Genomic DNA, 19102 nt, shown 5'->3' with positions numbered 1-19102 from the left:
AACCGGGGCAATCAGACAAATGACCAAGAGATCCGCATAGCGCAGATCGCCAGATGAACGATACATCCGGCCGGCAGGATCCTGGCTGAAAGGCAGGGAAGGGAGCGTCCCTGAGCAGAAACACCGATCGCCTGGGACCCCTCACCCCCAGGGGCCTCTCCTTCCTAAGCCTCACTAAGTCCAGCTCGCCAACACCAGCAGGCTGGAAATGCCCGACCCCATTCTTACGTAATCGTAAAAATTCACTTGCGTGGCGGATAGCGCTACATTATAACTCAAGAATGGAATTAGGAGGAAAGCATAGCTTCTGGCGGATCACTCAGCTCGGTGAGCTTCCTTTCCGTGGAGATTCCGTCTGGTTCTGCCATGAGGGCACCCTCGCACGCGGCACCTACGTCAGCCCCAGCCTCTGGTTTGACATCCACACCACCCGCCTGCTCGAACTCGAGACCGCGCCGCCATACTGGACCCCCGCCTTTCCCGGGGATGATGCCCCCCTGCCGCCCGGTCACCACGCCGCTCACGAGCGCCCGCACAACGGCCAGGCCGTCCTCGCCTTCACCCAGGATCCCGCCCCCATCCAGGTCACCTACCAGAATGCCACCCGTGAGTGGATGGACTCCAGCCACCAGCCCGTGGCCGGCGTGCGCTTCTGGAAAACCCCCGGCGAGCATCAGCGCGATCTCGACCAGCCCGCGCCCAACATTCTCCACCCCCGCCTCACCTCCACCTTCCGGGACACCGCCCCGCCCCTGAAAGCCCAGGCCTGACTGAACCGTGCAGCACAGGCAAGGGCCGCCAGGCCATGAAGGCGCGCCATTCGAACACCCCATGCCGACCATCCAACGCCAGGCATGAAAGTCGGAAAAAAAGTGAGGCGGGGCGCGTGGACCCCCGACGTAAAACGAGTTTTCCAACTCGTTCCTGGTCGAAATCTCCCCGCGCACTCTCGCCTAACCAAAAGGGATGCAAATTCCCTCGTGGTCACCCAGGCCTGCGCCAGCTCACGTTGGAGTCCAGGCTTCAGCCGATCTCCTGTCCCGCGCCTGGCCACGGAAAGTAGAACGGGTTTTCCAACCCGTTCCTGGTCGAAATATCCCCCGCACCCTCTCGCCTAACAAAAGGCAGTAAAAGAGCGTTGTGATCCCCCAGGCATATCACACCGCAGAGTTTAGAAGACCGCAGAGAAATCCATCCCGAGAAAAGTATTCTCTGCGGTCTTCACACCTCTGCGGTGTAAAAAAAAGAGAACAACGATCCACCCCACACCGCCGACCTCGGCGCCTGGCCACGGAAAGTAGAACGGGTCTTCCAACCCGTTCCTGGTCGAAATCTCCCGGAGCCCTTCAGCCGCACAGAGGAAGCGCCTGGCACCCGCATCCGAGAGAGATCATTAAAATGAGCAAAGTTTGTTAGCTCCGCCTCACGTCCAACGTCCAGATTGGCCATCTCCTGCCACCTGCTGAGGAGGCAAAGGCTTCTTGCGCCCCCATGGCTGGCGCTCCCGCTCGCCTCGGCGTCCACGTGCTTCATCAGAGTTCCCCCTGAGAGCCCCCTCTTCGGCACCCCTGCAAATGTCCGGCCTCTCCCGCACTCGATGCTCAGGATGGCGAATGACCCACCGGCATCCTCACCAGCCACGTTTGTCGGATGTAACCCCCTGACCCAACACCCCCCATGAAAACCATTCTTCACTCCTCGCCGCCACCGCGCCGCCTCGCAGCACTGGCCGCTCTCGTCCTCGCTGGCACAGCGGGCCTCGCCAGCGCCGCCACCACCACCTACACCGTCACACCCACCTCCGTCGGCGTCTTTGATGCCAACAACGTCGTCGGCGTTCCCGGAGACTACGCACCCGCCTTTAACAGGTCCAGCATCGCTTCAGATGGCACCGGCAAGACTGATGCCTACTTCAGCGCCGAGTCCCTGTTTGGCCGCCCCGTCACCGTCGGAGAGGTCAGCAGCATCAGCTACTACACCAAGACCGGCGCCCTCCACAGCGTCACCCCTTACGACTGGGCTCTCGTCATCTACACCAAGCCCTACGCCGGTGACGTCTCCACCCCCGCCTGGTATGGTGACCGCTACGGTTCCGAGCCCTACTTCTCCGCCAACCTCGTGGATCCCGCGAACACCTGGAACCTCTGGTCCTCCAATGGCGTGACGAACCAATTACGCTTCTACGAATCCACCGCCGGCGCCCCCGGTGCCACCTTCGGCAGCTACACCGACCCCAACCTCGCCACCTTCATCTCCCAGCCCGCCCTCTCCGGGCAGGCCCGCGCCACGCAGCAAATCCTCACCTTCTCCCTGCAGACCGCCACTGCCTGGGCAGACGGCTTCACCGGCAGGCTTGATGGCTTCACCATCACCCTCACAGACGGGTCCGTGGCCCGTGTCAACTTCGAGGCCGACACCGTGGACTCGGATGGCGATGGCATCCCGGACGACCTCGATGAAGTCCCCAATTCAGACACCCGCCCTAAAGTGGACGTCAACGGCACCGAGCCCGGCACCACCTCCATTGACAACACCACCGACAGCGAAGGCCGCACCATCCAGGACCTCGTGAACGCCCTCGCGCTCAATGCCAAGAACCACGGCCAGTATGTCAGCGGCATCAGCCAGCTGGCTAACCAACTGCGTGCCAACGGCACCATCACCAACGCCCAGAAAGCGGAGATGACCAGCGCCGCCGCCAAGTCCAGCATCGGCAAGGCACCACCCCCAGCGCCCCCAGCGGCCAAGGGCAAAAAGTAAAATCATCCAGCACCACCCGGCGCGGCCTCACCGCCTCCGGAATGAGCCTTCGTCGGATCAGCGGCGCAGCACCCTTGCCCCCCAAGGATGCTGCGCCGCCCCAACGTAAAACGAGTTTTCCAACTCGTTCCTCCCGGAAATCCCCCCGCACCATCGCGCCTAACAAAAAGAGATGCAAAAATAGCATGGTGATCCCCCCAGGCATATCACACCGCAGAGATTGGAAGACCGCAGAGAAATCCATCTGAAGGTATTCTCTGCGGTCTTCTCACCTCTGCGGTGTCAAAAAGAAGCACCGTTCACCGTTCACCGTTCACCGCTACCCAGACATCGCCTCCATCACCAGCTGCGTCTCCTCATGCCGCGTAGGATTCCGCAGTCCCCGTGCCAGCGAGATCCAGTCCCCGCGGAGTTGACCGTGAACGCTCAGGCCTAACAAAAAGCGGTCATCACAAACCAGCCAGTTCAGCGCCGTGTTCGCCCTCACCGCGCCCTCATCCTCCATCAGCTGCGCCGCCGCCCGCTCAGAGCCGCTCCAGTCCAGCGCCCGTTGCGCCAGGATCATCATGGCAAACGTGAAATAGGGAAACTCCACCTCCACATTCGTCGCGTTCAGCACCGTGCGCGTGCTCTCCGCCACAGCCCTCAGCAGCGCCAGGTGCTCACCACACCTCTCATCCAGATCCACCACCAGATCCCGCGCCAGATAGTTTGCCGGGCGCACACTGTCACTGTCATTCCCCTGGTGCAGCAGCGCCACACCCACCGCGCTCGTGAACCGGCGATACCGCCGAAACCGCTCCGGCTCCCCCCATGCCTCCGGCCTTGCCCAGCCCGTGAGACCGATCACCTCTGACAGATCAAACTCCGTCTCCTGCGGGATCCCCCCCGAGCGCCAGATCTCCGTCCACATCTTCACATAGTCCGGATACCCCGGATCCCCCGGGGAAAAGTCCAGGATGTCCCGCTCCGTCACCCGTGACCGCGTGTATTCAAAAAGACGGATGACCGAGGCATGCATAGCTTGGAAGACATGCATAGTTCACCGTCCGCTGTTCCCTTCAAGGCCGCATCTCAGCCAAAGATAAACCTGCTGACAGAACAACCCGCCAATGCATCATCCACCTCCGCGCCAAATGAAAAAAGTCCGCTTCATCGCATGGGCCCTTGGGTTGATCGTGCTCGGATACTTCCTCCGGGATGCCGTCCACTTCGTCAGCAATCTCGCCGATGGAAAAGTAAAGCTCTGCACCCTTCCAGCTCCCGTTTACGACGCCGAAATCGTGATCTTGACCGCCTCGTTTCAGGAAGTGGCCCAGCCACTGTATTATCAGGTTCGCAGCGGCGGCCAGACCCGTGTTCCCACCACCTACTTCCACAGCACAGCCATCAGCGACCGGATCACACAGAGCTCCTTCACCCTGATCACAGCAGACGATCTGGTCGGCATGGCCCTCGCTTCGGAACCCCGGACCCTCCTGATCATCCACGACTTCGCCACGGATGAAAGCTGGCCAAGATCTGGACACACCGAACACCTTGATTCCACTCATCTCCGCGGCCAAAAGCTACTCAGCCGGCTCAAGCAGCAAACAGCCAGGACAGACCTGAAGCTCGGCGATGGCTGAGCCAAAGTGGGACAGGTTTGCAACCTGTCTTCTTGCGTAGGCCAAAGCGGCCTCGTCTTCACCCGTTCATCCCGCACACCGCAGGACCACCGGAGCGCGGACTTCAGTCCGTCCTGGACTTCGAAGCTTCAGCGGAGAAGGCAGCAGGTCATTCCAGAAAACAAGACCCCCCGCTTTCAGCCGGACGTCGGCTCGAACCACCCACATCTCCCCGCGATATCTTTCCTAACAAAAAGTGCCTTAAAAAGGCGTGGAAACCGCCCAAACTCTTCACACCGCAGAGATTGGAAGACCGCAGAGAAATCCATCGGAAGGTATTCTCTGCGGTCTTCTCACCTCTGCGGTGTCAAAAAGAAGTGCCCCCGACACACCGCTGAGCCCGAATCTCCACCGCGCCCAAAGTGGGACAGGTTTGTCACCTGTCTTCTTGCGTAGGCCACACCCGCCACCGTTCTCGAAACCTCCCGACCTCAGGCCATTTTCCATTTTCAGTTCCTCCATTCTCCATTCCCCCATCCCTGCCGGCAGAGCCCGCGCCCTCAGCAGACCGCCCAACCAATTGTCAGTTCTCAGTTCTCAGTTTTCAGTTTTCAGTCCCTCTTCGAACCGCCCACCGCCCACCGCCCACCGCCCACCGCCCACCGCCCACCGCCCACCGCTCACCGCTCACCGCCCACCGCGAACCGTCCCCGCCGCACTTGCGTCTCCCGCCGGACTTTGCCAGACTAACCCGTCAACAAACCCCATCCCCATGCCCGTCATCACCATCGATGTTTTCGCCCCGGTCGACAGCCGGCTGCCACAGCTCGCCGTGGACGCCGTCGAGGCACTGGCGGAGACGCATCTGCATTTCGATCGGCGACAGACCCTCACCCAGGTGCGGTTCGCCGCGCCGGACGAGAGCTGGTTCTTCCGCGCCCGCCCCCTGGATCGCGCCACCGAGCCCGCCTTCCACATCGTCGCCTGCATCATCAAGGCCAACACCACCGGCCTGGAGCGGGGCGAGTTCCTGTCTCAGGCGCTCACCGAGCTCAAAGAAATCTTCTCCACGATCTACCACGTCCGCTTCCCCGAGGACTTCGATGAGCGGAACAAGATCACCCTCCTCGACATCGCCTGAGCCCCCTCCCGCCTTCAGCGTTCCCTGCTCCTGTTCCCGCCCCGGCCAAAGTAGAGCAGGTTATTATTTAAACCTGTTTCGTGTGAAAGAGGGGTTAAAAGCGCCTAACAAAGAATCATCCAACATGTCAGGCGGCCCCGGGCGATCCCGCGTCCGCGTGCGGAGAGTCCGCGTCCTTCACCGTGCTCACACCTGGGAACGGCCTCAGCGGATGATCCTTCATGAGGCTCGCCAGGATCGCCGTGAACACCGCCAGCGTCACAGTGAAACCAAGCGCGTATCCTGCCACCGCCCCCGCCTTTCCCACGGGCCCCAGCTTCTCAAACGGATCCACCGTCATCTCCAGCATTTGCAGAAGGAACCCGAAGGGAGCCACGCAGATCGAGGCCAGCGTCGCAAACATCCAGAGTTTCAGGCCCTGCCCCGTCCAGTGCAGCAGCCAGCGTAAAGTCAGAGAGATCATGGTGGGGAAGGGGAGGTCCGCAGCTCATCACAGATGGAGGCGCCTGACGAGTGAAAACATCCACCCGTTTGGCAGGTTTCGCAGCCCCTTTCCTTTGGGTCTCCGGCGGCGACACCCCAAAAATATCGCCCGCAGGCAAGCCCAGCTCTCCTGCCCAAAGCGAAACAGGTTTTATCTTCACCTGTTTCCAGTTAGGCCAAAGCGCCCGCGTAGGCACCTGCCACCTCGACAGCCGTTCCCCCCATTTTTCAGTTTTCAGTTTTCAATTTTCAGTCCTCTCCGGAGTCCGGCCCCACCCTCTCCACCCGAACCTTGAAACATCCGGTTCATGGAGGTGCTTCTAGTTAGGCCATCCGGCGCTTTCCTTCTCGACCTCCCCCCCGCCGCACCCGGCCGCGTGCTCATCAGTTCACCGTGACCCTCAGCTTGACCTCACCATCATCAATCAAGATGTCATCACCCTGGATCTCGACCTTCGGCTGGTGGGGGATCGACTCCTGGAAGCTCGATTGGTTCTGGTGGATCATGATGCGTCGGCCGTTCTCATCCTGAAGCACCACCTTCCAATCATTGCCCTGCAGGAAACCGATGCCGTGATAGTCGAAATACGAGATCCCCAGCACCTCCCTCTCTCCCACCCTGCCGCGAAAGAAAGTCTCCAGCTCCTGATAGTGGTGCTCGATCCCCAGCCGCAGCAGAAAATCATAGCCTCCCACCAGCGAGCCTCCCAGGATTGCGCCAGCGAGCACACAGAGTGCCTTTGTTTTCAGAGATGTCTTCATGCGCGTGGTGAGTGGCTCGTGGTAAACCTCTCCCGCAGCGGACTCCAATACATCAGCGCCAGCGCCATGCTCGCCAGCGTGCTCTGGAGGCATCCAAAGAAACCCTCAAACGGGCTGAAGATCATCGGCGGCGGCCCCAGCAGCGTGACATGCCCCCAGATCATGACGGCGGCAAACAGCATGCGCCCGAACGGATGATAAAAGTAGCAGAGCACATTTGCGACCAGCCCCGTCATGACCAAAGGCCAGTGACTCACATAGGCCCACTGCCAGAGATACACAGACAGCGTCAGAGAGTCGAGAAACTCCAGCACCGCAGGCGGCGGCTCCGGATTCAGCCACTGCCAATAGACCGCAAAAGCCACGTAACAGATCACATCATAGATCAAGATGAAGCGGAGGAACCGGTGCAGCCCCGCTGCATCCACCGGCACAGACACGGGCGCCAGCACCGGCGCAGCCTCAGCGGCAGAGCGCTGGGAGAGCAGAGCCGCCGCGCGCTCCATCTGCGCCTGCGGAACCTCCAGCCGGTGCGGCGCGCCCAGCACACCCGGCAGAGTCCCGCCCTCCCCCGGATCCTGCACCAGCACCGCCTCCACCCCCATGCTGCACAGGTAGCCCGCATCAATGCAGGCCTGATCAGCCATCGGGTAAGTTCTCAGCGTGGGCATGTGATGATGAGCCTAACAAGGAGTTAAATGAATGTGTTCGTCCACTCGGACTGTCGTTCATCGGGCACGGGCTCCAGCCGGTCAAACGTTTCCCACAGATCAGGAGCGCAGGCATCGTCGTATTTCATCGCGGAGGGGCAGGGGTGGGGGCAGTCGCGGACGGGCCTGGCATCCTGGTCTCACTTCGCATCAGGTTTCGCATCATCCGAGGTAAAGGGATCACGAGGGTCAGGCTTGTAGTGCTCCGTGATCTGTTTCAGCAATTGCGGGTGCGGTTCATACACACCTTTGTCGTGCTCATAGGCCAGCCAGCGTCCCGTCTTCTTGCTTTTGCCCACATGGATCTGGCGCACAGTCTTGCGGTCATCAGAGTCAGCACCAAAACTCATCTTCCAGACCACCTCAGAGCCGTCCTTCGGATCCTTCGCAGACTCAGGCGGGTCCGCCACCGCCTTCCAGTAGGCCGCGTAGTCGTCAGCGCGCTCCTTCAGCCGGAAGTCCTTGCCATGACGCCTGCACCAGAAAGTCTCCAAGATCACACAGGACATGTCGTCGGGGTGATGAAAGCCCAGCTTCCGCATGTGCTGCGCCAGCGGCCCGCCGCCCCAGAGTCCCCAGCCATTTCGCATGCCCATGCCCAGGCCTAAATGAAACTCGATCATCTCCTTCTCAGACTTCATCGCATCGATCTTCGCCAGCACATCCTTCGCCAGCAGCTTCTCCAGCTGCAGGTGCGCCTCCTCCAGCGTCTTCGGCGACGGAGTCTTTTCCTTCGCGGGCTCCTGGGCGGAGATGGCTTTCTTGTCTTCCGCCCGCAGCAGCGCGCTGGAAGCCAGAAGCAGTGTGAGAGTGATGATGATTTTCATGGATGGACAGATGAGCCTAACAAAGAAAGAAAAAATGGAGTCACGTCACCGTCGCAGACATCATGACCTCGTCTGCCCTGCTTTTTCGCCGGCATGGCAGGCATCACCTCCGCTCCACCAGCAGATTCTCCCCCGTGATCGTGTCCCGCCCGTCCAGCGTCAGGTGCAGCTGGATCTTCCGCGCCAGCTCCACCGCCGACTTCCTCGCCGTCGGCTTCGCGATCTTCCCGCCCGGCCCGAAGACCACCGCAAACGGATCCATCCGGCATCCCAGTCCCAGCCGGTGGCACAGCGCATAGACCAGATCCTTATACCGCACATCATCCGCCACCAGGCTGAAGCGCACCTGCCTCTGCACCGGGCTCAGCGTCGCCGACTCCAGCACAATATTCAGCCCCACACCTCCATAGACATCATCTTTCCGGCTCAGCTCCCGGATCCCCTGCAGCGCCTCCTCCAGCGTCACCTCATGAAACTCAACACGACGCGTCATCGGATCAAACGGCCGCACACACGCATAGACCGCCGGCGGCAGCCCCGCAGACACCACCCCACCGCCCAGCAGCGTGATGAGCACCAGCGCCCGAAAGCTTCTTCGAAGAGCAGATCCATTAAAGTGCATGACAGCGGAACGAATAAAATTCGCCCCCAGTCTCCCTCAGTCCCCACCGCCAGATCAAGCCTCAAAATGCAAAGCCCCTGGCAGGGGCCCAAAGTGGAACAGGTGAAGCCTAACAGTAAGTGTGGGGAAATAAAACGCTCCTTCTGCCGCTCCGCCGCAGCCGGGTGTCCCTCCCTCACCCGCCTCCCTGGGTACGCCAGCAGTCACGCGGGGTTGCTGGCTGGTGTTCATTCGCCGCCTGTTCATGCTCACTAAGCCCCAGAAAAGCTGCCGCTAGGGCCGAAATTTCACGAATCCAGCGGCCCGCCACAGACGAATTTCAGGCCGTAGTGCCGGGAGGGTGCAGTTATCTGTCCCGGCACTGTTAAAAGGATTGCTAATACATCACATCACATCTCCATACACGGCCGCTTCCTGGTACCCCCCCATGCCATCTCCCCAAACTCGACAGTCCGTCAGCGGCAGGCCTCGAGCGATCATTGCGCGTTACGGGATCGCCCTCTCCATCATGGCCGCGGCCGTCGCGCTGCGGTATTCAGTGGACCCTTGGTTAGGCAATCAGGCAGCCTTCCTGACCATCTACGGCGCCGTGCCCTGCGCGGTCTGGCTCACCGGCTGGCGCCCCGCCTTGCTCGCCTCCCTCATCGCCTTCTTGATGTGTGTCTACTGGTTCGTGCCCCCGCGCGGCGCCTTTGAGCTGGAGAGCCCTTACGTCATCGCCGCCTCCATCGGCTACCTGCTCACCTCATCCCTCATCATCTATCTCGGGCATGCCGCCCAGACCGGCCGGAAGGAGGCGGAGGCCCACGGGCGCAATCTGGAGATCCTGAATCAAACCTGCGTCACCCTGAGCGCTGAGCTGGACCTGGAAAAACTGCTGCAGGCCATCACCGATGCCGGGCGAGAGGTCTCCGGCGCCGCCTTTGGCGCCTTCTTCTACAATGCCCTGGATGAGCGCGGTGAAAGCTACATGCTCTACACCCTTTCCGGCGTCGACCGCTCCGCCTTTGAGGGCTTCCCCATGCCGCGAAACACCGCCGTCTTCAGCCCCACCTTTGGCGGCGGCGGCATCGTCCGCGTGGCCGATATCACCCAGGACCCGCGCTACGGCAAAAGCGCCCCTCACCACGGCATGCCACCCGGCCATCTCCCCGTGCGCAGTTATCTCGCCGCCTCCGTCGTCTCCCGCTCCGGGGAGGTCATCGGCGGCTTGTTCTTCGGCCACCCGGAGCCTGGCATCTTCACCGCAGACGCAGAGGAGATCCTCGCCGGCATCGCCGCGCAGGCCGCCGTCGCCATCGACAAAGCCCGTCTCTACCAGCAGGCGCAGACAGAGATCACCACGCGCAAAGCCAGCGAGGCCGCCATGCGTGTGGCCAAAGGCGAGGCCGAAATCGCCAACGCCGCCAAGGACCACTTTCTGGCCATGATGAGCCATGAGCTGCGCACCCCGCTGAATCCTGCCCTCATGCTCGCCGGAATGCTGGCAAAGGATCCCGCCACTCCGGAGGACATGCGGGAGGATCTGGAGATGATCCGCCGCTCGCTGAACCTGGAGGCGCGGCTCATTGATGACCTCCTGGACGTGGCCAAAGTCATCCAGGGAAAGCTACAGCTCGAGTTCGCCTCACACGATCTCAACCGCATCGTGCGTCAGGCCTGGTCCCTCATCAGTGCTGAGATCGCCCCCTCCGGCGTGAAGGTGGACTTCCATCTCCACCCGCGCGAGCTCCGCGTGCGCTGTGATGCCGTGCGGATCCAGCAAGTCGTCTGGAATCTCCTCCGCAACGCCGTTTTCCACTCACCGCCGCGGGGCACCGTCTGGGTGAAGACTGAGCCCGTGGCAGGGCGCGTGCGCCTCATCGTGGAAGACGCCGGAAGCGGCATCCCCATCGCTGAGCTCGAGGCCATCTTTGAGCCCTTCCATCAGACCACCACCAGCCGTCGGCACGGCCAGATGAAAGCCCCCGGGCTCGGCATCGGCCTGGCCATCTGCCGCGGCGTCGTGAACGCGCATGGCGGCCGGATCTGGGCCGAGAGCGAGGGCGCCGAGCAAGGCGCCTCCTTCATCATCGAGCTCCCTGTCCTTTCCGCCCCCGAGGCGGAAGCTACCGCCCTCGAAAAAGCCGCCGGCTGATTCCACCCCACCCGCCCTGCGTGTCCGGGGTTCACGGTTCAGTGTTCGCGGTTCACGCCTTCACAAAGTCCCGCAAGCCTCCTGCCCAAAGTGGAACAGGTTTATAAAGGCAGAACCTGAGACACTCAGAAACTATCTTCGCTCCTGGTTTAGGGCAGCCAGACCCTCGATGGTCATCCCGTTCATCGAGAAAGACCCGTTTGGCGAGTTCGCCCCCTATGAGGGCTTTTCCACGAAGCTCAAGGAAATCGCCGCCAAGCTCCAGCGTGACCTCACCGTGGAAGGCGACGAAGGCCCCGGCAAAGACGACGTCACCCCCGAGCTCACCGATGTCCTCCGGGATCTGCCTCAGGATGACTCCCCCACTCCGCCGGATGCCGACGATTCGCAGTGCCAGATCGGTGGGAGTTGAGTTGGTTAGGTCATATTGTCAGAGGTAGCTCGCTTGTGAGCTTGAGCCAGAGTTAGACAATTCTCTGGAACGCTAGGCAACCCAAGCATACTTCTATGTTCAAGCACTTCACATACTGCTCCCGATGCCTGACGAAAAATCCAAGATTGTCCATGCCACGAAGCTCTTTGAGGAAGCAACGCGCTGGCTGCAGGATGCATTCATATCTTGGAAAGAGGAGTTACCCTTTTATGGCGTGGACTCACTGGATGCATCAGTCGGGAGGCTAAAAAAAGTCTGTGAGGATGTCCGGCGTTGCGTGATCCAGATAAGTAAGCGCAGTCTTTCCAGCCCCTGGGCGGAATTGAATCAAGACTTGTATCAATTCATCGAAATCATTGAGGGGACAGTCTTAGGCCCGTGGCAAGGCACAATTGACAAACTTGGATTGGGCAAACAGTGGAAAAAAGAAGATCCATTACAAAAGGTGGAACGCCAGTTTCGCGATTGGATTCGAAAGTTGCGGCGCTGCATGAAGGAGGCTGGTCTGACAAGGATAAGTAAACGGCAAGATGAGAGCTTAACCAGCGCAGAAGAGACGAGTATTGAGAACGAGACGATTTCTTGGGTCGAAGAAGTGCTGTCGAACGTGCCTGGAGAAAATAGAGATCTCCAGCCAGCGGGTGATGCATTTGGCAACGGTTCCCATATCCATGTGATTAGCGGCGGTGGCGGTGGCGGTGGTGGTATAAACCCAGCTGGCATTTCCGAAATCATCAGAGATGCCTTGGTCTCATCGTCTACTGAGCCTGATGTTTCTGCACAGGTCCCGAAAGCCCGCAGCACGTTAGATCCCAAAGTTTGGCGTTACGCTGCCAAATTATGGAAAGAGGTTGGTGTCGTGCCAAGTGAAGGGCTTAACAGCGCTCTAGGATATGTTATTCGAGATTCGGACAGCTCACCCATGGAGATTACTCCTTGGCAAATGTTGTTAGGGCTGATGTTGGAGGGTGCGCGTGTGGCGGGTAATCCCCCGCGGGATCCACCTCCGCCTTACCTGCTGCAAGTCTTGTTGCTGGATCGCTTGTGCAGACGTGAGGGAAACCTTCGTGAACTATGGAATCAAGCACTGGCTTCACGGTCGACAGACAGCCCGTCGCAATCTATCCTCTCCCCCTCATTACGACATGCACTCCTGCATGCCAGGGAGATAAGTGCGCGCTGCTCTGGTAATTCCAGCAACACTTATGTTGCGACCCGGCATGTGGTGGCTGCCCTCATTTCGCATTTTGCGAACGGAAATCAGAAAGATCTGCTCATACTTACCATTGAGGATCTGAAAGACTGCCTGGAGCAGCATCTGCCGGAAAATGCACATCAGGCTGTCGAGGGAGCTTGGGATGCTGTTTTCGAATCCTTCGGTCAGTTCAGACCGGCTGGTGCAAAAGGCAGCGGCAGCACCTTTGGGCGCGGATCCAGAAATGACGATCTTTGTCTAGGCATTGAGAGATATACCGGCGCCATTCAAAGCGTGTTTCAAAGCGCTGAGCCTAACCAAGACTTTGTCTTTGGGTTGTTCGCCCCCTGGGGCCGTGGGAAGTCAACCCTCATGGAAAAATCGGCGGAGGCCATGCAGGAAACTCATGTCAGCGTCTTTTTCGGCGCGTCCAAATATCCCACCCGGCCAGAGGTGTGGGTGCATCTGTATCAGACCATCCTCCGTGAGGCTACAGGCTCCTTCTTTTCCAGGCTGCGCCTCGGCTTCAGGCTCGGCCTCCTGAAAGTGGGCTGGTGGCCGCTGGTTCTGGCGGTGTTCATGGCCTCTTTCTCCCTCTTCACGAGGCTTGGGTGGGCCGTGCATCTGCTGGGTTACGTCATTGGCGGCATGGGCATCGGTTTGCTCGTCATTCTTGGTTATGGCTACCGCATCCTGGCCAAGGGCAGGCTGCTGCAGGAGAAGTATGCTTTCATCCCGGATCACGCGGACAAGCTGGGATTGCAGGCCGTCATCGGAGATGATCTGGAGCGCCTACTGCGCGCATGGTTCCCCACCCGCGCCAGCCCGCACACCCGGCCCGTTCCGGGCAAGCACCAAGACAAGAGAGAGGAAACCAAGCCAGAGCATCGGGATAACAAAAAAAATGGTAACGAAGGTTGTGACGGGATCTGGAAGCGCCTTGTCAGCTACTTTGCGGATCCGGACATCGCCATCGACTTTCGCATGGGGCGCTGGGGCTGGTTCTTCATGCTCTTGTGTCGTCTGCTTGCTGGCATCGGCTGCTGGGAGTTAGGGCAGAACGTTTGGGCCACCGTGCCTGGACCGACCGGTGAAGGCTCTACGGCATGGCGCTGGGGCGGTGTGACTCTGATCGGCGTGTTTTACGGGTTCCTGGTGGCCGCCGCCTTTGTCATCGGCCGCATAGACACAGACCGGAAGCGTGTGCTCCTGGTGGTGGATGACCTCGACCGCTGCGAGCCTGAGCAGTCGCTCTCCGTCATCGAAAGCATTCGCTGGTTCCTGGACAATCCCAAAGTGAACTCACGCCTGCACGTGGCCATCCTCATGGAGCGCGATGCCCTGGAGACCGCCTGCCGTCTGCGTGCTCGTGAACATGGTAAAGAATACTCTGACGACGCCTGGAGGACTCGCTTTGAGGCCCTGCGTGAGAAGCTCTTCATGGTGGAACTAAGTCTGCCCACCTTGAAGAATGACGAGGTTAGCGATCTGGCCCACCGCCTCCTTTACGGCAAGCCACCGCGCAAGGCTGAGCCGCCAGCTTCCTCCCTCCCTCGTGGACCTGCTCAGACTTCCGCTGGAGATCCGTCTGATCCAAAAAACTCAGCTGTTGGAGCAATGAGTCCGGGTATCCCTGGCGCTGAGCTCCCGCCGAAAGACTCGACAGAAGCGCCCGTGATCGAGCCTGATCTAGTCTCGCCTGCTCCAGCCCGGGCGACCCAGGACAGTGGCATCCGCAGCTATCATCCCTGGCCGTTTGCTGGCGGACCTCCTGCTGCGCCCGTGGCAGCACAGCAACAAACGTTAGCCCCACCTCCACATTCATCACCGACACCGAAACCCTCCAAGTCCAGCCTCTCCGAGCACTTCAGCGAGGATGAGCGCACAAAGCTCGAAGAAGTATTTCGCAGTATTCCACCCGAACACCTGACCCCGCGCTCCGTGCGTGCGGCCCTCTTCAGATACCTCTTCGCGCGTCAGCTGCTCAGCGGCGTGGATTTCTCTCCGCAAGATCTGATGGAGCATCTCGCGCACGCCATGTTTGCAGGAGCTTCAAAGCCTAACTTCAAAGCTCGTCATAGCATGGAGATTGCGCGGGTCATTTCTCAACTGACTTAAAGTCCTCACTGTTAGTTCCCTCACTCCAGACTCAAACTCTCGTTCCGGTGCACCAGAGTCAGCAGGAAGGGCAGGGAGATGACGCCTGCCTGGATGGCGAACACCTGAGAAAAGAGCGGGCCTTCCGTAACAAGGTCAGGGGCCAGCAGGACAACACAGCTCAGCACCGCAGCCGCCCAGGCCAGGCGGTGCCGCTCCACCCGGCGATTGATCCAGATAAAAAGCACTGGCGGCAGCAGATTCAGCACCATGACCAAGGTGGCGATGAGCGGATGCATCAACTCCGGGTGGGAAAAGTAAAAGGTATTGAAGAGCATCTTCAGAAGTGTCAGCAGACACAGGACGATGAACGCCAGCCAGCAGATCCAGCGGATAAAGGTGCGGAAGGTTTTCATGCGGTGTGACGAAGGTTCAAAGCATCATTGATGAGCGTGTCCAGATCCGTCATGTCAGGAGTTGATCAGATTGCTTGAGATAGCCGTTTTGAAAAAAGAGTGAACAGTATTTTTCCACTCGACCAGTCTTGGGCACTCCATTACGAAAGCGCCCGACTAAGAAACTCACATGAAATTCTTGCTCCTTTTCCTGCTCTGCGCCTCACCCGCCCTGGCCCGCATCAACGAAACTCCTGCCCAGAGTGAGGCACGCTATGGAAAGCCCAAATACGTGAGCGAGGACGGGAACGTCATGAGCTTTGAAAAGGCCGGTATCGGGATCATGTGCGAGTTCCACGATGGACTTTGCGACAGCATCAGTTTCCGGAAAATTGAGACCAATGCCAAGGGAGAATGGCTGCCCTTCACGGCGGACGAGACCAAAATCCTCCTGGAGTCTGACTCCAACGGAACCTCCTGGGACTTGCTCTCCGAAAACAAGGAGAATGGGTCAAGCGCTTGGCGCAATGGCGATGTCACAGCCTATGTAGACACTAAAGGTTTCGCGCGCATCTGGATCTTCACGCGTGAGCACTCTAGGCGCAAGGATGCCGAGTCGAAAAAGGAGGAAGAGGCCAGGAAAAAGGGCACCTTGAAGGACTTCTGATTCCGCTCATCACCGGCCTTCCTCCCGTTTCACCAACGCCTGCCTAACAAAATCATGAAAAGATGGATCGTCTTCCTCCTGCTCTTCGCCACACCCGCCCTGGCACGCATCGGCGAGACACGCGCGCAGTGTGAGGTGCGGTATGGAAAGGCCACGCAAGTCGAGGGCAACACCACGCATCATCACAAGGCAGGTTATGCGCTTAGGTGCACCTTTCATGAAGGCAGGTGTGACAGCGTGTCCATGACCCACCGGAAAGATCCCAATGGAAGAGCCGCACCGATCACAGAGGGCGAGCGCACCACCCTCCTGGCCAGTCTCTCAGGCGGCATGACCTGGACCCAGGTCGGGGAAGACAAGGACTCCGGCGCCGTGGACTGGGAATGCCCCACCATGGAGGCCTTCTACTCCGGGCGTGACGCTCATCTGCTGTTCGTGGGCAGTCGTGAGTTCTTTGACCGCCGTGAAAGGGCCAAAGGCACTGGCCCGTCCGACGCCGAGCGTGATGCTCGGAAGCGGCTGGAAGGATTTTGACACGCTTTTTGTTCGCCGATGATGAGGTGAACATCCTCTCCAAATCAGACAAACCTGCCTCTCCTGATGAAACTCCTCCCGCTCTTCATCCACCTCCTCTTACCGTTCCTGCTTCTCCTCGCATCACCCGCCCAGGCCCGCATCGGCGAGACACTGGCGGAGTGCACCGCACGCTATGGCGATCCCGTGAGCGTCAATCTCGACCCCCCGGTCACCATGCATGAGAAAGCCGGCATCCGCGTGGCTTGTTTCTATTTTGAGGGCAAGTGTGACTTCATCTACTTCAAGAACCTCAAAACGGACACTGAAGGAACGCCCATGCCCTTCACGGATGCGGAGAGAAAGGTCCTTTTCGAGGCCAGCTCCGCCGGCAAGGATTGGACCCCGGATTCAGAAGAAGACCAGGTCGCCTACTGGAACTGCGATGATCTCCAAGGCCTTCAGCAGCAGAAGGGCGAGCGCCATATCATCATCCAAACCCGGGCGCACATGGCGCGGTCCGCTGCCAGCAAGACGAAGGAGCAAAAAGCCAGGGAAAACCTCAAGGACTTCTAATGCCGCCGCATGAAACCTCTGCTGCCTAGCCAAAAGATGAAAACACTCATCACCTTCTTGCTGCTTTGCGCATCACCCGCCCTGGCCCGTCTGGGCGAGACCCGGGAGCAGTGCGAGGCTCGCTACGGCAAAGCCGTGGCCGGGCAGTCAGACCCGCCCGCCTCCATGCATGAAAAAGCCGGGCTCTTCATCATCTGCAAATACGATTCTGCGGAAGGCGGCAAATGCCGCGGCATCGTCTTCAACCGGACGGATCCCGTGAGCCGCAAGAAAGACCCCTTGATGAAAGTGGAGATCGAGATCCTTCTGAAGGCCAGCTCAGAAGGCGGGGAGTGGGTCAAGGACAGCATCTTCTCTTCCACGGATGAGGACATCTGGAGGCGAGAGGGAGCCAAGGCCAGCTACTCCCACCTGACGCACGACCTCGTCATCATCCACAAGGACTAGGCTCAACTCAGAAACACCCATGAAAAAACTGCTGCTTTTCCTGCTGCTCACCACACCCGCCCTGGCCCGCATTGGTGAGACCACGGCGCAAAGCGAGACTAGATACGGCAAACCAGTGAGCGTGAGAGATGAAGGAAAGTGGATGCGGTTTGAGAAGGCTGACCTCGAAATCATATGCAAGTTTTATGACGGAGTGTGTGACAGCATCCGATATCAGAAAAAGCAGAAGAATGCCGACGGGGAGTCGCTGCCGCTCACGCTTGAGGAGGTCAAAATCATCCTGGATGCTGAATCAAACGGCATGCCTTGGAGGCAGCTGGTGGAAGACAACGGAGATGGAATCAGTGTGTGGAAAAAAGGAGATGTCATGGCGCATGTCGCCATGAAGGAGTATCCCTGCGTCTCGATCCATACGGCTGCGAATTCCAAGCGAGAGTTCGAAGAGGAAGAGGCCAAGAAAAAGGGTGGCCTGAAGGACTTGTAAACCGGTGGGCATTCGCTGGGACGCGCATACCATTTACCGCCCCCCATGAAAAAAGCCGCCCTTGTCCTCATCGCCCTCGGCCTGGGGATCTTCCTGACGGCGAAGCAGGGCAGCCGGGACCGGCTCATGCGCCTGGGCATCGTCAGCAGCGCCAGCTCCCAAGGGATCGATACCCTCTCCCTCAGCTCCCCCTTCCACGACTCTACGTCCATCCATCTCGTTAGGCCAGGCGTCCTCATTGAGCCCGCTGGCTGGATCGCCAGCTCCCAGCGGGTGAGCAGGCTGTATGTCGAGTCTGATCCCTACTGGTCCGGAGCCCTGAAGAAAATGGAAGCCCAGCTCGGCAGCCCGCGCCTCGAAGGCGCCGAATGGTGGCTCGCCGAAGCCACTGGCGATGTCATCGCCTACTGGCTCACCGCCAAGCTCGCCGATGGCCACAGCCTCGTCTATCTCGACTACTTTTGAGACGCGGCGCGATGCGTTGTTGGCCCCATGAGGATCCGGAAGATTCACAATAAGTTAGGCGCGTAGGCGCATTAGCAAAGTAGCCATCACGCTATCTTGCCATTTTGCTATTTCACCCTAACACACTCGAAATCAACGCATTAAGATTTCAATTTCAATAAAGAACCTTGATAAAGCCTACTCATCCCCCACCATCCCGCCGGGGCCAGAGTCACAACGGTCGCCATCCCTGGAAAGTATTCCAACGGGGGCGGGGTGAAAAATGGAAAGACAAAATGAGCAAGCTCTGTGACGCCCATGGAAGTGAAGAATGTCCATGCGAGGAAATACCCAAATGGATGTCGCCGTGCCACCAGGAAAGGAATCAGCAGCCATGCCATGGCAAACGCATAGAGGAGCAGACCCAGAGGTAAACCAGCTTCAGGGGCTTGCACCCCTGTAATCTTTGAAAGTGCCGGGAAGAAGCCAAAATGCCGTTCTTCGAATTTGTGAGCCGCAAAGAATGCCATCATGATAAAATAGGGCGCGCGGATGGCTCCAAATGGCACGCTTGAAGGCACGCGAAGCCAAAGCACAAAACCTCCGACAAAACCGAAGGCGAATAAAACCATGGGCACCCAGCCGAGAAGAACATAGCCAAGCGCCACGACGGCCAGGGTGAAGACTCCGGCGAGCGCGACCACTCGCCGGGGTAGCTCATGGGATGGCATCATAAGACGGCTCCTTTGAGAGAATGGTGGGCGCTTCGACATGGCCTCCGCATGCTCCTGATGCAGAGGCC

At 59.4% G+C, this 19102-nt stretch carries 21 protein-coding genes; 13 read left to right on the top strand and 8 right to left on the bottom strand.

What is annotated here, in order from left to right; translation table 11 throughout:
* Window positions 1-281 precede the first annotated feature (281 nt).
* Both BGE01nite_RS18815 and BGE01nite_RS18810 read left to right on the top strand, forming a co-directional pair.
* The gene (locus BGE01nite_RS18815; protein ID WP_146852488.1) at window positions 282-770 is read left to right on the top strand and encodes a hypothetical protein; all 489 of its coding nucleotides are present in this window, start codon (window positions 282-284) and stop codon (window positions 768-770) included.
* A 907-nt stretch (window positions 771-1677) separates the two neighbouring features.
* On the top strand, window positions 1678-2760 hold the full coding sequence (locus BGE01nite_RS18810) for a hypothetical protein (RefSeq protein WP_146852486.1): 1083 nt from the start codon (window positions 1678-1680) through the stop codon (window positions 2758-2760).
* 319 nt (window positions 2761-3079) lie between these two features.
* On the opposite strand, the gene BGE01nite_RS18805 is transcribed toward BGE01nite_RS18810, so the two are convergent.
* Entirely contained in the window at window positions 3080-3799 is a 720-nt protein-coding gene (locus BGE01nite_RS18805; RefSeq protein ID WP_170266888.1) for a hypothetical protein, read from the bottom strand.
* Between the two features lie 97 nt (window positions 3800-3896).
* Here BGE01nite_RS18805 and BGE01nite_RS18800 point away from each other — a divergent pair, with 97 nt between their 5' ends.
* A complete protein-coding gene (locus BGE01nite_RS18800) occupies window positions 3897-4388 on the top strand; it encodes a hypothetical protein (protein ID WP_146852482.1) in 492 nt (163 codons plus the stop codon).
* A gap of 751 nt (window positions 4389-5139) precedes the next feature.
* Window positions 5140-5508 (top strand): hypothetical protein, encoded by a 369-nt coding sequence (locus tag BGE01nite_RS18790; RefSeq protein WP_146852480.1) that lies wholly within the window; start codon window positions 5140-5142, stop codon window positions 5506-5508.
* A 127-nt stretch (window positions 5509-5635) separates the two neighbouring features.
* Here the strand turns inward: BGE01nite_RS18790 and BGE01nite_RS18785 are convergent, their stop codons facing one another.
* From BGE01nite_RS18785 to BGE01nite_RS18765, 5 genes are all read right to left on the bottom strand, one after another.
* Window positions 5636-5971, bottom strand: coding sequence for a hypothetical protein (locus BGE01nite_RS18785; RefSeq protein WP_146852478.1), 336 nt, complete (start codon window positions 5969-5971; stop codon window positions 5636-5638).
* 404 nt (window positions 5972-6375) lie between these two features.
* Window positions 6376-6753 carry a hypothetical protein gene (locus tag BGE01nite_RS18780; RefSeq protein WP_146852472.1) on the bottom strand — a complete coding sequence of 126 codons (378 nt, stop codon included), beginning with the start codon at window positions 6751-6753 and terminating at the stop codon, window positions 6376-6378.
* On the bottom strand, window positions 6750-7424 hold the full coding sequence (locus BGE01nite_RS18775; protein ID WP_146852470.1) for a hypothetical protein: 675 nt from the start codon (window positions 7422-7424) through the stop codon (window positions 6750-6752). The genes BGE01nite_RS18780 and BGE01nite_RS18775 overlap by 4 nt, the downstream gene beginning before the upstream one ends.
* 179 nt (window positions 7425-7603) lie before the next feature.
* On the bottom strand, window positions 7604-8290 hold the full coding sequence (locus BGE01nite_RS18770; protein ID WP_146852468.1) for a DUF6794 domain-containing protein: 687 nt from the start codon (window positions 8288-8290) through the stop codon (window positions 7604-7606).
* A 103-nt stretch (window positions 8291-8393) separates the two neighbouring features.
* Window positions 8394-8867 (bottom strand): hypothetical protein, encoded by a 474-nt coding sequence (locus BGE01nite_RS18765; RefSeq protein ID WP_170266887.1) that lies wholly within the window; start codon window positions 8865-8867, stop codon window positions 8394-8396.
* 472 nt (window positions 8868-9339) lie between these two features.
* On the opposite strand from BGE01nite_RS18765, the gene BGE01nite_RS18760 reads away from it, so the two are divergent.
* From BGE01nite_RS18760 to BGE01nite_RS18750, 3 genes are all read left to right on the top strand, one after another.
* Window positions 9340-11049 (top strand): sensor histidine kinase, encoded by a 1710-nt coding sequence (locus BGE01nite_RS18760; protein WP_146852464.1) that lies wholly within the window; start codon window positions 9340-9342, stop codon window positions 11047-11049.
* Between the two features lie 169 nt (window positions 11050-11218).
* Window positions 11219-11461 carry a hypothetical protein gene (locus tag BGE01nite_RS18755; RefSeq protein WP_146852462.1) on the top strand — a complete coding sequence of 81 codons (243 nt, stop codon included), beginning with the start codon at window positions 11219-11221 and terminating at the stop codon, window positions 11459-11461.
* A gap of 124 nt (window positions 11462-11585) precedes the next feature.
* A complete protein-coding gene (locus BGE01nite_RS18750) occupies window positions 11586-14795 on the top strand; it encodes a P-loop NTPase fold protein (RefSeq protein WP_146852460.1) in 3210 nt (1069 codons plus the stop codon).
* A 20-nt stretch (window positions 14796-14815) separates the two neighbouring features.
* On the opposite strand, the gene BGE01nite_RS18745 is transcribed toward BGE01nite_RS18750, so the two are convergent.
* Complete coding sequence (locus BGE01nite_RS18745; protein WP_146852458.1) at window positions 14816-15190, bottom strand: hypothetical protein; 375 nt, start codon at window positions 15188-15190, stop codon at window positions 14816-14818.
* 169 nt (window positions 15191-15359) lie between these two features.
* On the opposite strand from BGE01nite_RS18745, the gene BGE01nite_RS18740 reads away from it, so the two are divergent.
* The 6 genes from BGE01nite_RS18740 (at window position 15360) to BGE01nite_RS18715 (ending at window position 18321) form a co-directional block, all read left to right on the top strand.
* Window positions 15360-15836 (top strand): hypothetical protein, encoded by a 477-nt coding sequence (locus BGE01nite_RS18740; RefSeq protein ID WP_146852456.1) that lies wholly within the window; start codon window positions 15360-15362, stop codon window positions 15834-15836.
* Window positions 15837-15890: 54 nt separating this feature from the next.
* Window positions 15891-16370, top strand: coding sequence for a hypothetical protein (locus BGE01nite_RS18735; protein ID WP_146852454.1), 480 nt, complete (start codon window positions 15891-15893; stop codon window positions 16368-16370).
* A gap of 66 nt (window positions 16371-16436) precedes the next feature.
* Entirely contained in the window at window positions 16437-16925 is a 489-nt protein-coding gene (locus BGE01nite_RS18730) for a hypothetical protein (RefSeq protein WP_146852452.1), read from the top strand.
* Window positions 16926-16961: 36 nt separating this feature from the next.
* On the top strand, window positions 16962-17372 hold the full coding sequence (locus BGE01nite_RS18725) for a hypothetical protein (RefSeq protein WP_146852450.1): 411 nt from the start codon (window positions 16962-16964) through the stop codon (window positions 17370-17372).
* A gap of 19 nt (window positions 17373-17391) precedes the next feature.
* Window positions 17392-17856 (top strand): hypothetical protein, encoded by a 465-nt coding sequence (locus BGE01nite_RS18720; RefSeq protein ID WP_146852448.1) that lies wholly within the window; start codon window positions 17392-17394, stop codon window positions 17854-17856.
* A 45-nt stretch (window positions 17857-17901) separates the two neighbouring features.
* Window positions 17902-18321 (top strand): hypothetical protein, encoded by a 420-nt coding sequence (locus BGE01nite_RS18715; RefSeq protein WP_146852446.1) that lies wholly within the window; start codon window positions 17902-17904, stop codon window positions 18319-18321.
* Between the two features lie 140 nt (window positions 18322-18461).
* Here the strand turns inward: BGE01nite_RS18715 and BGE01nite_RS18710 are convergent, their stop codons facing one another.
* Window positions 18462-19004, bottom strand: coding sequence for a hypothetical protein (locus BGE01nite_RS18710; protein WP_218033035.1), 543 nt, complete (start codon window positions 19002-19004; stop codon window positions 18462-18464).
* Window positions 19005-19102: the final 98 nt, after the last annotated feature.

Source organism: Prosthecobacter gellanilyticus (assembly GCF_007992435.1).
GTDB classification, from domain to species: Bacteria; Verrucomicrobiota; Verrucomicrobiia; order Verrucomicrobiales; family Verrucomicrobiaceae; genus Prosthecobacter; species Prosthecobacter gellanilyticus.
Note: the sequence above shows the minus strand (reverse complement) of the source record. Positions and strands in the feature narration are given on the sequence as shown.

What these genes read in the sequence shown, in the direction of transcription:
- BGE01nite_RS18780 (WP_146852472.1), bottom strand. Translation starts at nt 6,753, where the DNA reads ATGAAGACATCTCTGAAAACAAAGGCACTCTGTGTGCTCGCTGGCGCA.
- BGE01nite_RS18755 (WP_146852462.1), top strand. Translation starts at nt 11,219, where the DNA reads ATGGTCATCCCGTTCATCGAGAAAGACCCGTTTGGCGAGTTCGCCCCC.
- BGE01nite_RS18730 (WP_146852452.1), top strand. Translation starts at nt 16,437, where the DNA reads ATGAAACTCCTCCCGCTCTTCATCCACCTCCTCTTACCGTTCCTGCTT.
- BGE01nite_RS18770 (WP_146852468.1), bottom strand. Translation starts at nt 8,290, where the DNA reads ATGAAAATCATCATCACTCTCACACTGCTTCTGGCTTCCAGCGCGCTG.
- BGE01nite_RS18750 (WP_146852460.1), top strand. Translation starts at nt 11,586, where the DNA reads ATGCCTGACGAAAAATCCAAGATTGTCCATGCCACGAAGCTCTTTGAG.
- BGE01nite_RS18815 (WP_146852488.1), top strand. Translation starts at nt 282, where the DNA reads ATGGAATTAGGAGGAAAGCATAGCTTCTGGCGGATCACTCAGCTCGGT.
- BGE01nite_RS18760 (WP_146852464.1), top strand. Translation starts at nt 9,340, where the DNA reads ATGCCATCTCCCCAAACTCGACAGTCCGTCAGCGGCAGGCCTCGAGCG.
- BGE01nite_RS18725 (WP_146852450.1), top strand. Translation starts at nt 16,962, where the DNA reads ATGAAAACACTCATCACCTTCTTGCTGCTTTGCGCATCACCCGCCCTG.
- BGE01nite_RS18775 (WP_146852470.1), bottom strand. Translation starts at nt 7,424, where the DNA reads ATGCCCACGCTGAGAACTTACCCGATGGCTGATCAGGCCTGCATTGAT.
- BGE01nite_RS18805 (WP_170266888.1), bottom strand. Translation starts at nt 3,799, where the DNA reads ATGCATGTCTTCCAAGCTATGCATGCCTCGGTCATCCGTCTTTTTGAA.
- BGE01nite_RS18790 (WP_146852480.1), top strand. Translation starts at nt 5,140, where the DNA reads ATGCCCGTCATCACCATCGATGTTTTCGCCCCGGTCGACAGCCGGCTG.
- BGE01nite_RS18800 (WP_146852482.1), top strand. Translation starts at nt 3,897, where the DNA reads ATGAAAAAAGTCCGCTTCATCGCATGGGCCCTTGGGTTGATCGTGCTC.
- BGE01nite_RS18735 (WP_146852454.1), top strand. Translation starts at nt 15,891, where the DNA reads ATGAAAAGATGGATCGTCTTCCTCCTGCTCTTCGCCACACCCGCCCTG.
- BGE01nite_RS18810 (WP_146852486.1), top strand. Translation starts at nt 1,678, where the DNA reads ATGAAAACCATTCTTCACTCCTCGCCGCCACCGCGCCGCCTCGCAGCA.
- BGE01nite_RS18740 (WP_146852456.1), top strand. Translation starts at nt 15,360, where the DNA reads ATGAAATTCTTGCTCCTTTTCCTGCTCTGCGCCTCACCCGCCCTGGCC.
- BGE01nite_RS18745 (WP_146852458.1), bottom strand. Translation starts at nt 15,190, where the DNA reads ATGAAAACCTTCCGCACCTTTATCCGCTGGATCTGCTGGCTGGCGTTC.
- BGE01nite_RS18785 (WP_146852478.1), bottom strand. Translation starts at nt 5,971, where the DNA reads ATGATCTCTCTGACTTTACGCTGGCTGCTGCACTGGACGGGGCAGGGC.
- BGE01nite_RS18715 (WP_146852446.1), top strand. Translation starts at nt 17,902, where the DNA reads ATGAAAAAAGCCGCCCTTGTCCTCATCGCCCTCGGCCTGGGGATCTTC.
- BGE01nite_RS18720 (WP_146852448.1), top strand. Translation starts at nt 17,392, where the DNA reads ATGAAAAAACTGCTGCTTTTCCTGCTGCTCACCACACCCGCCCTGGCC.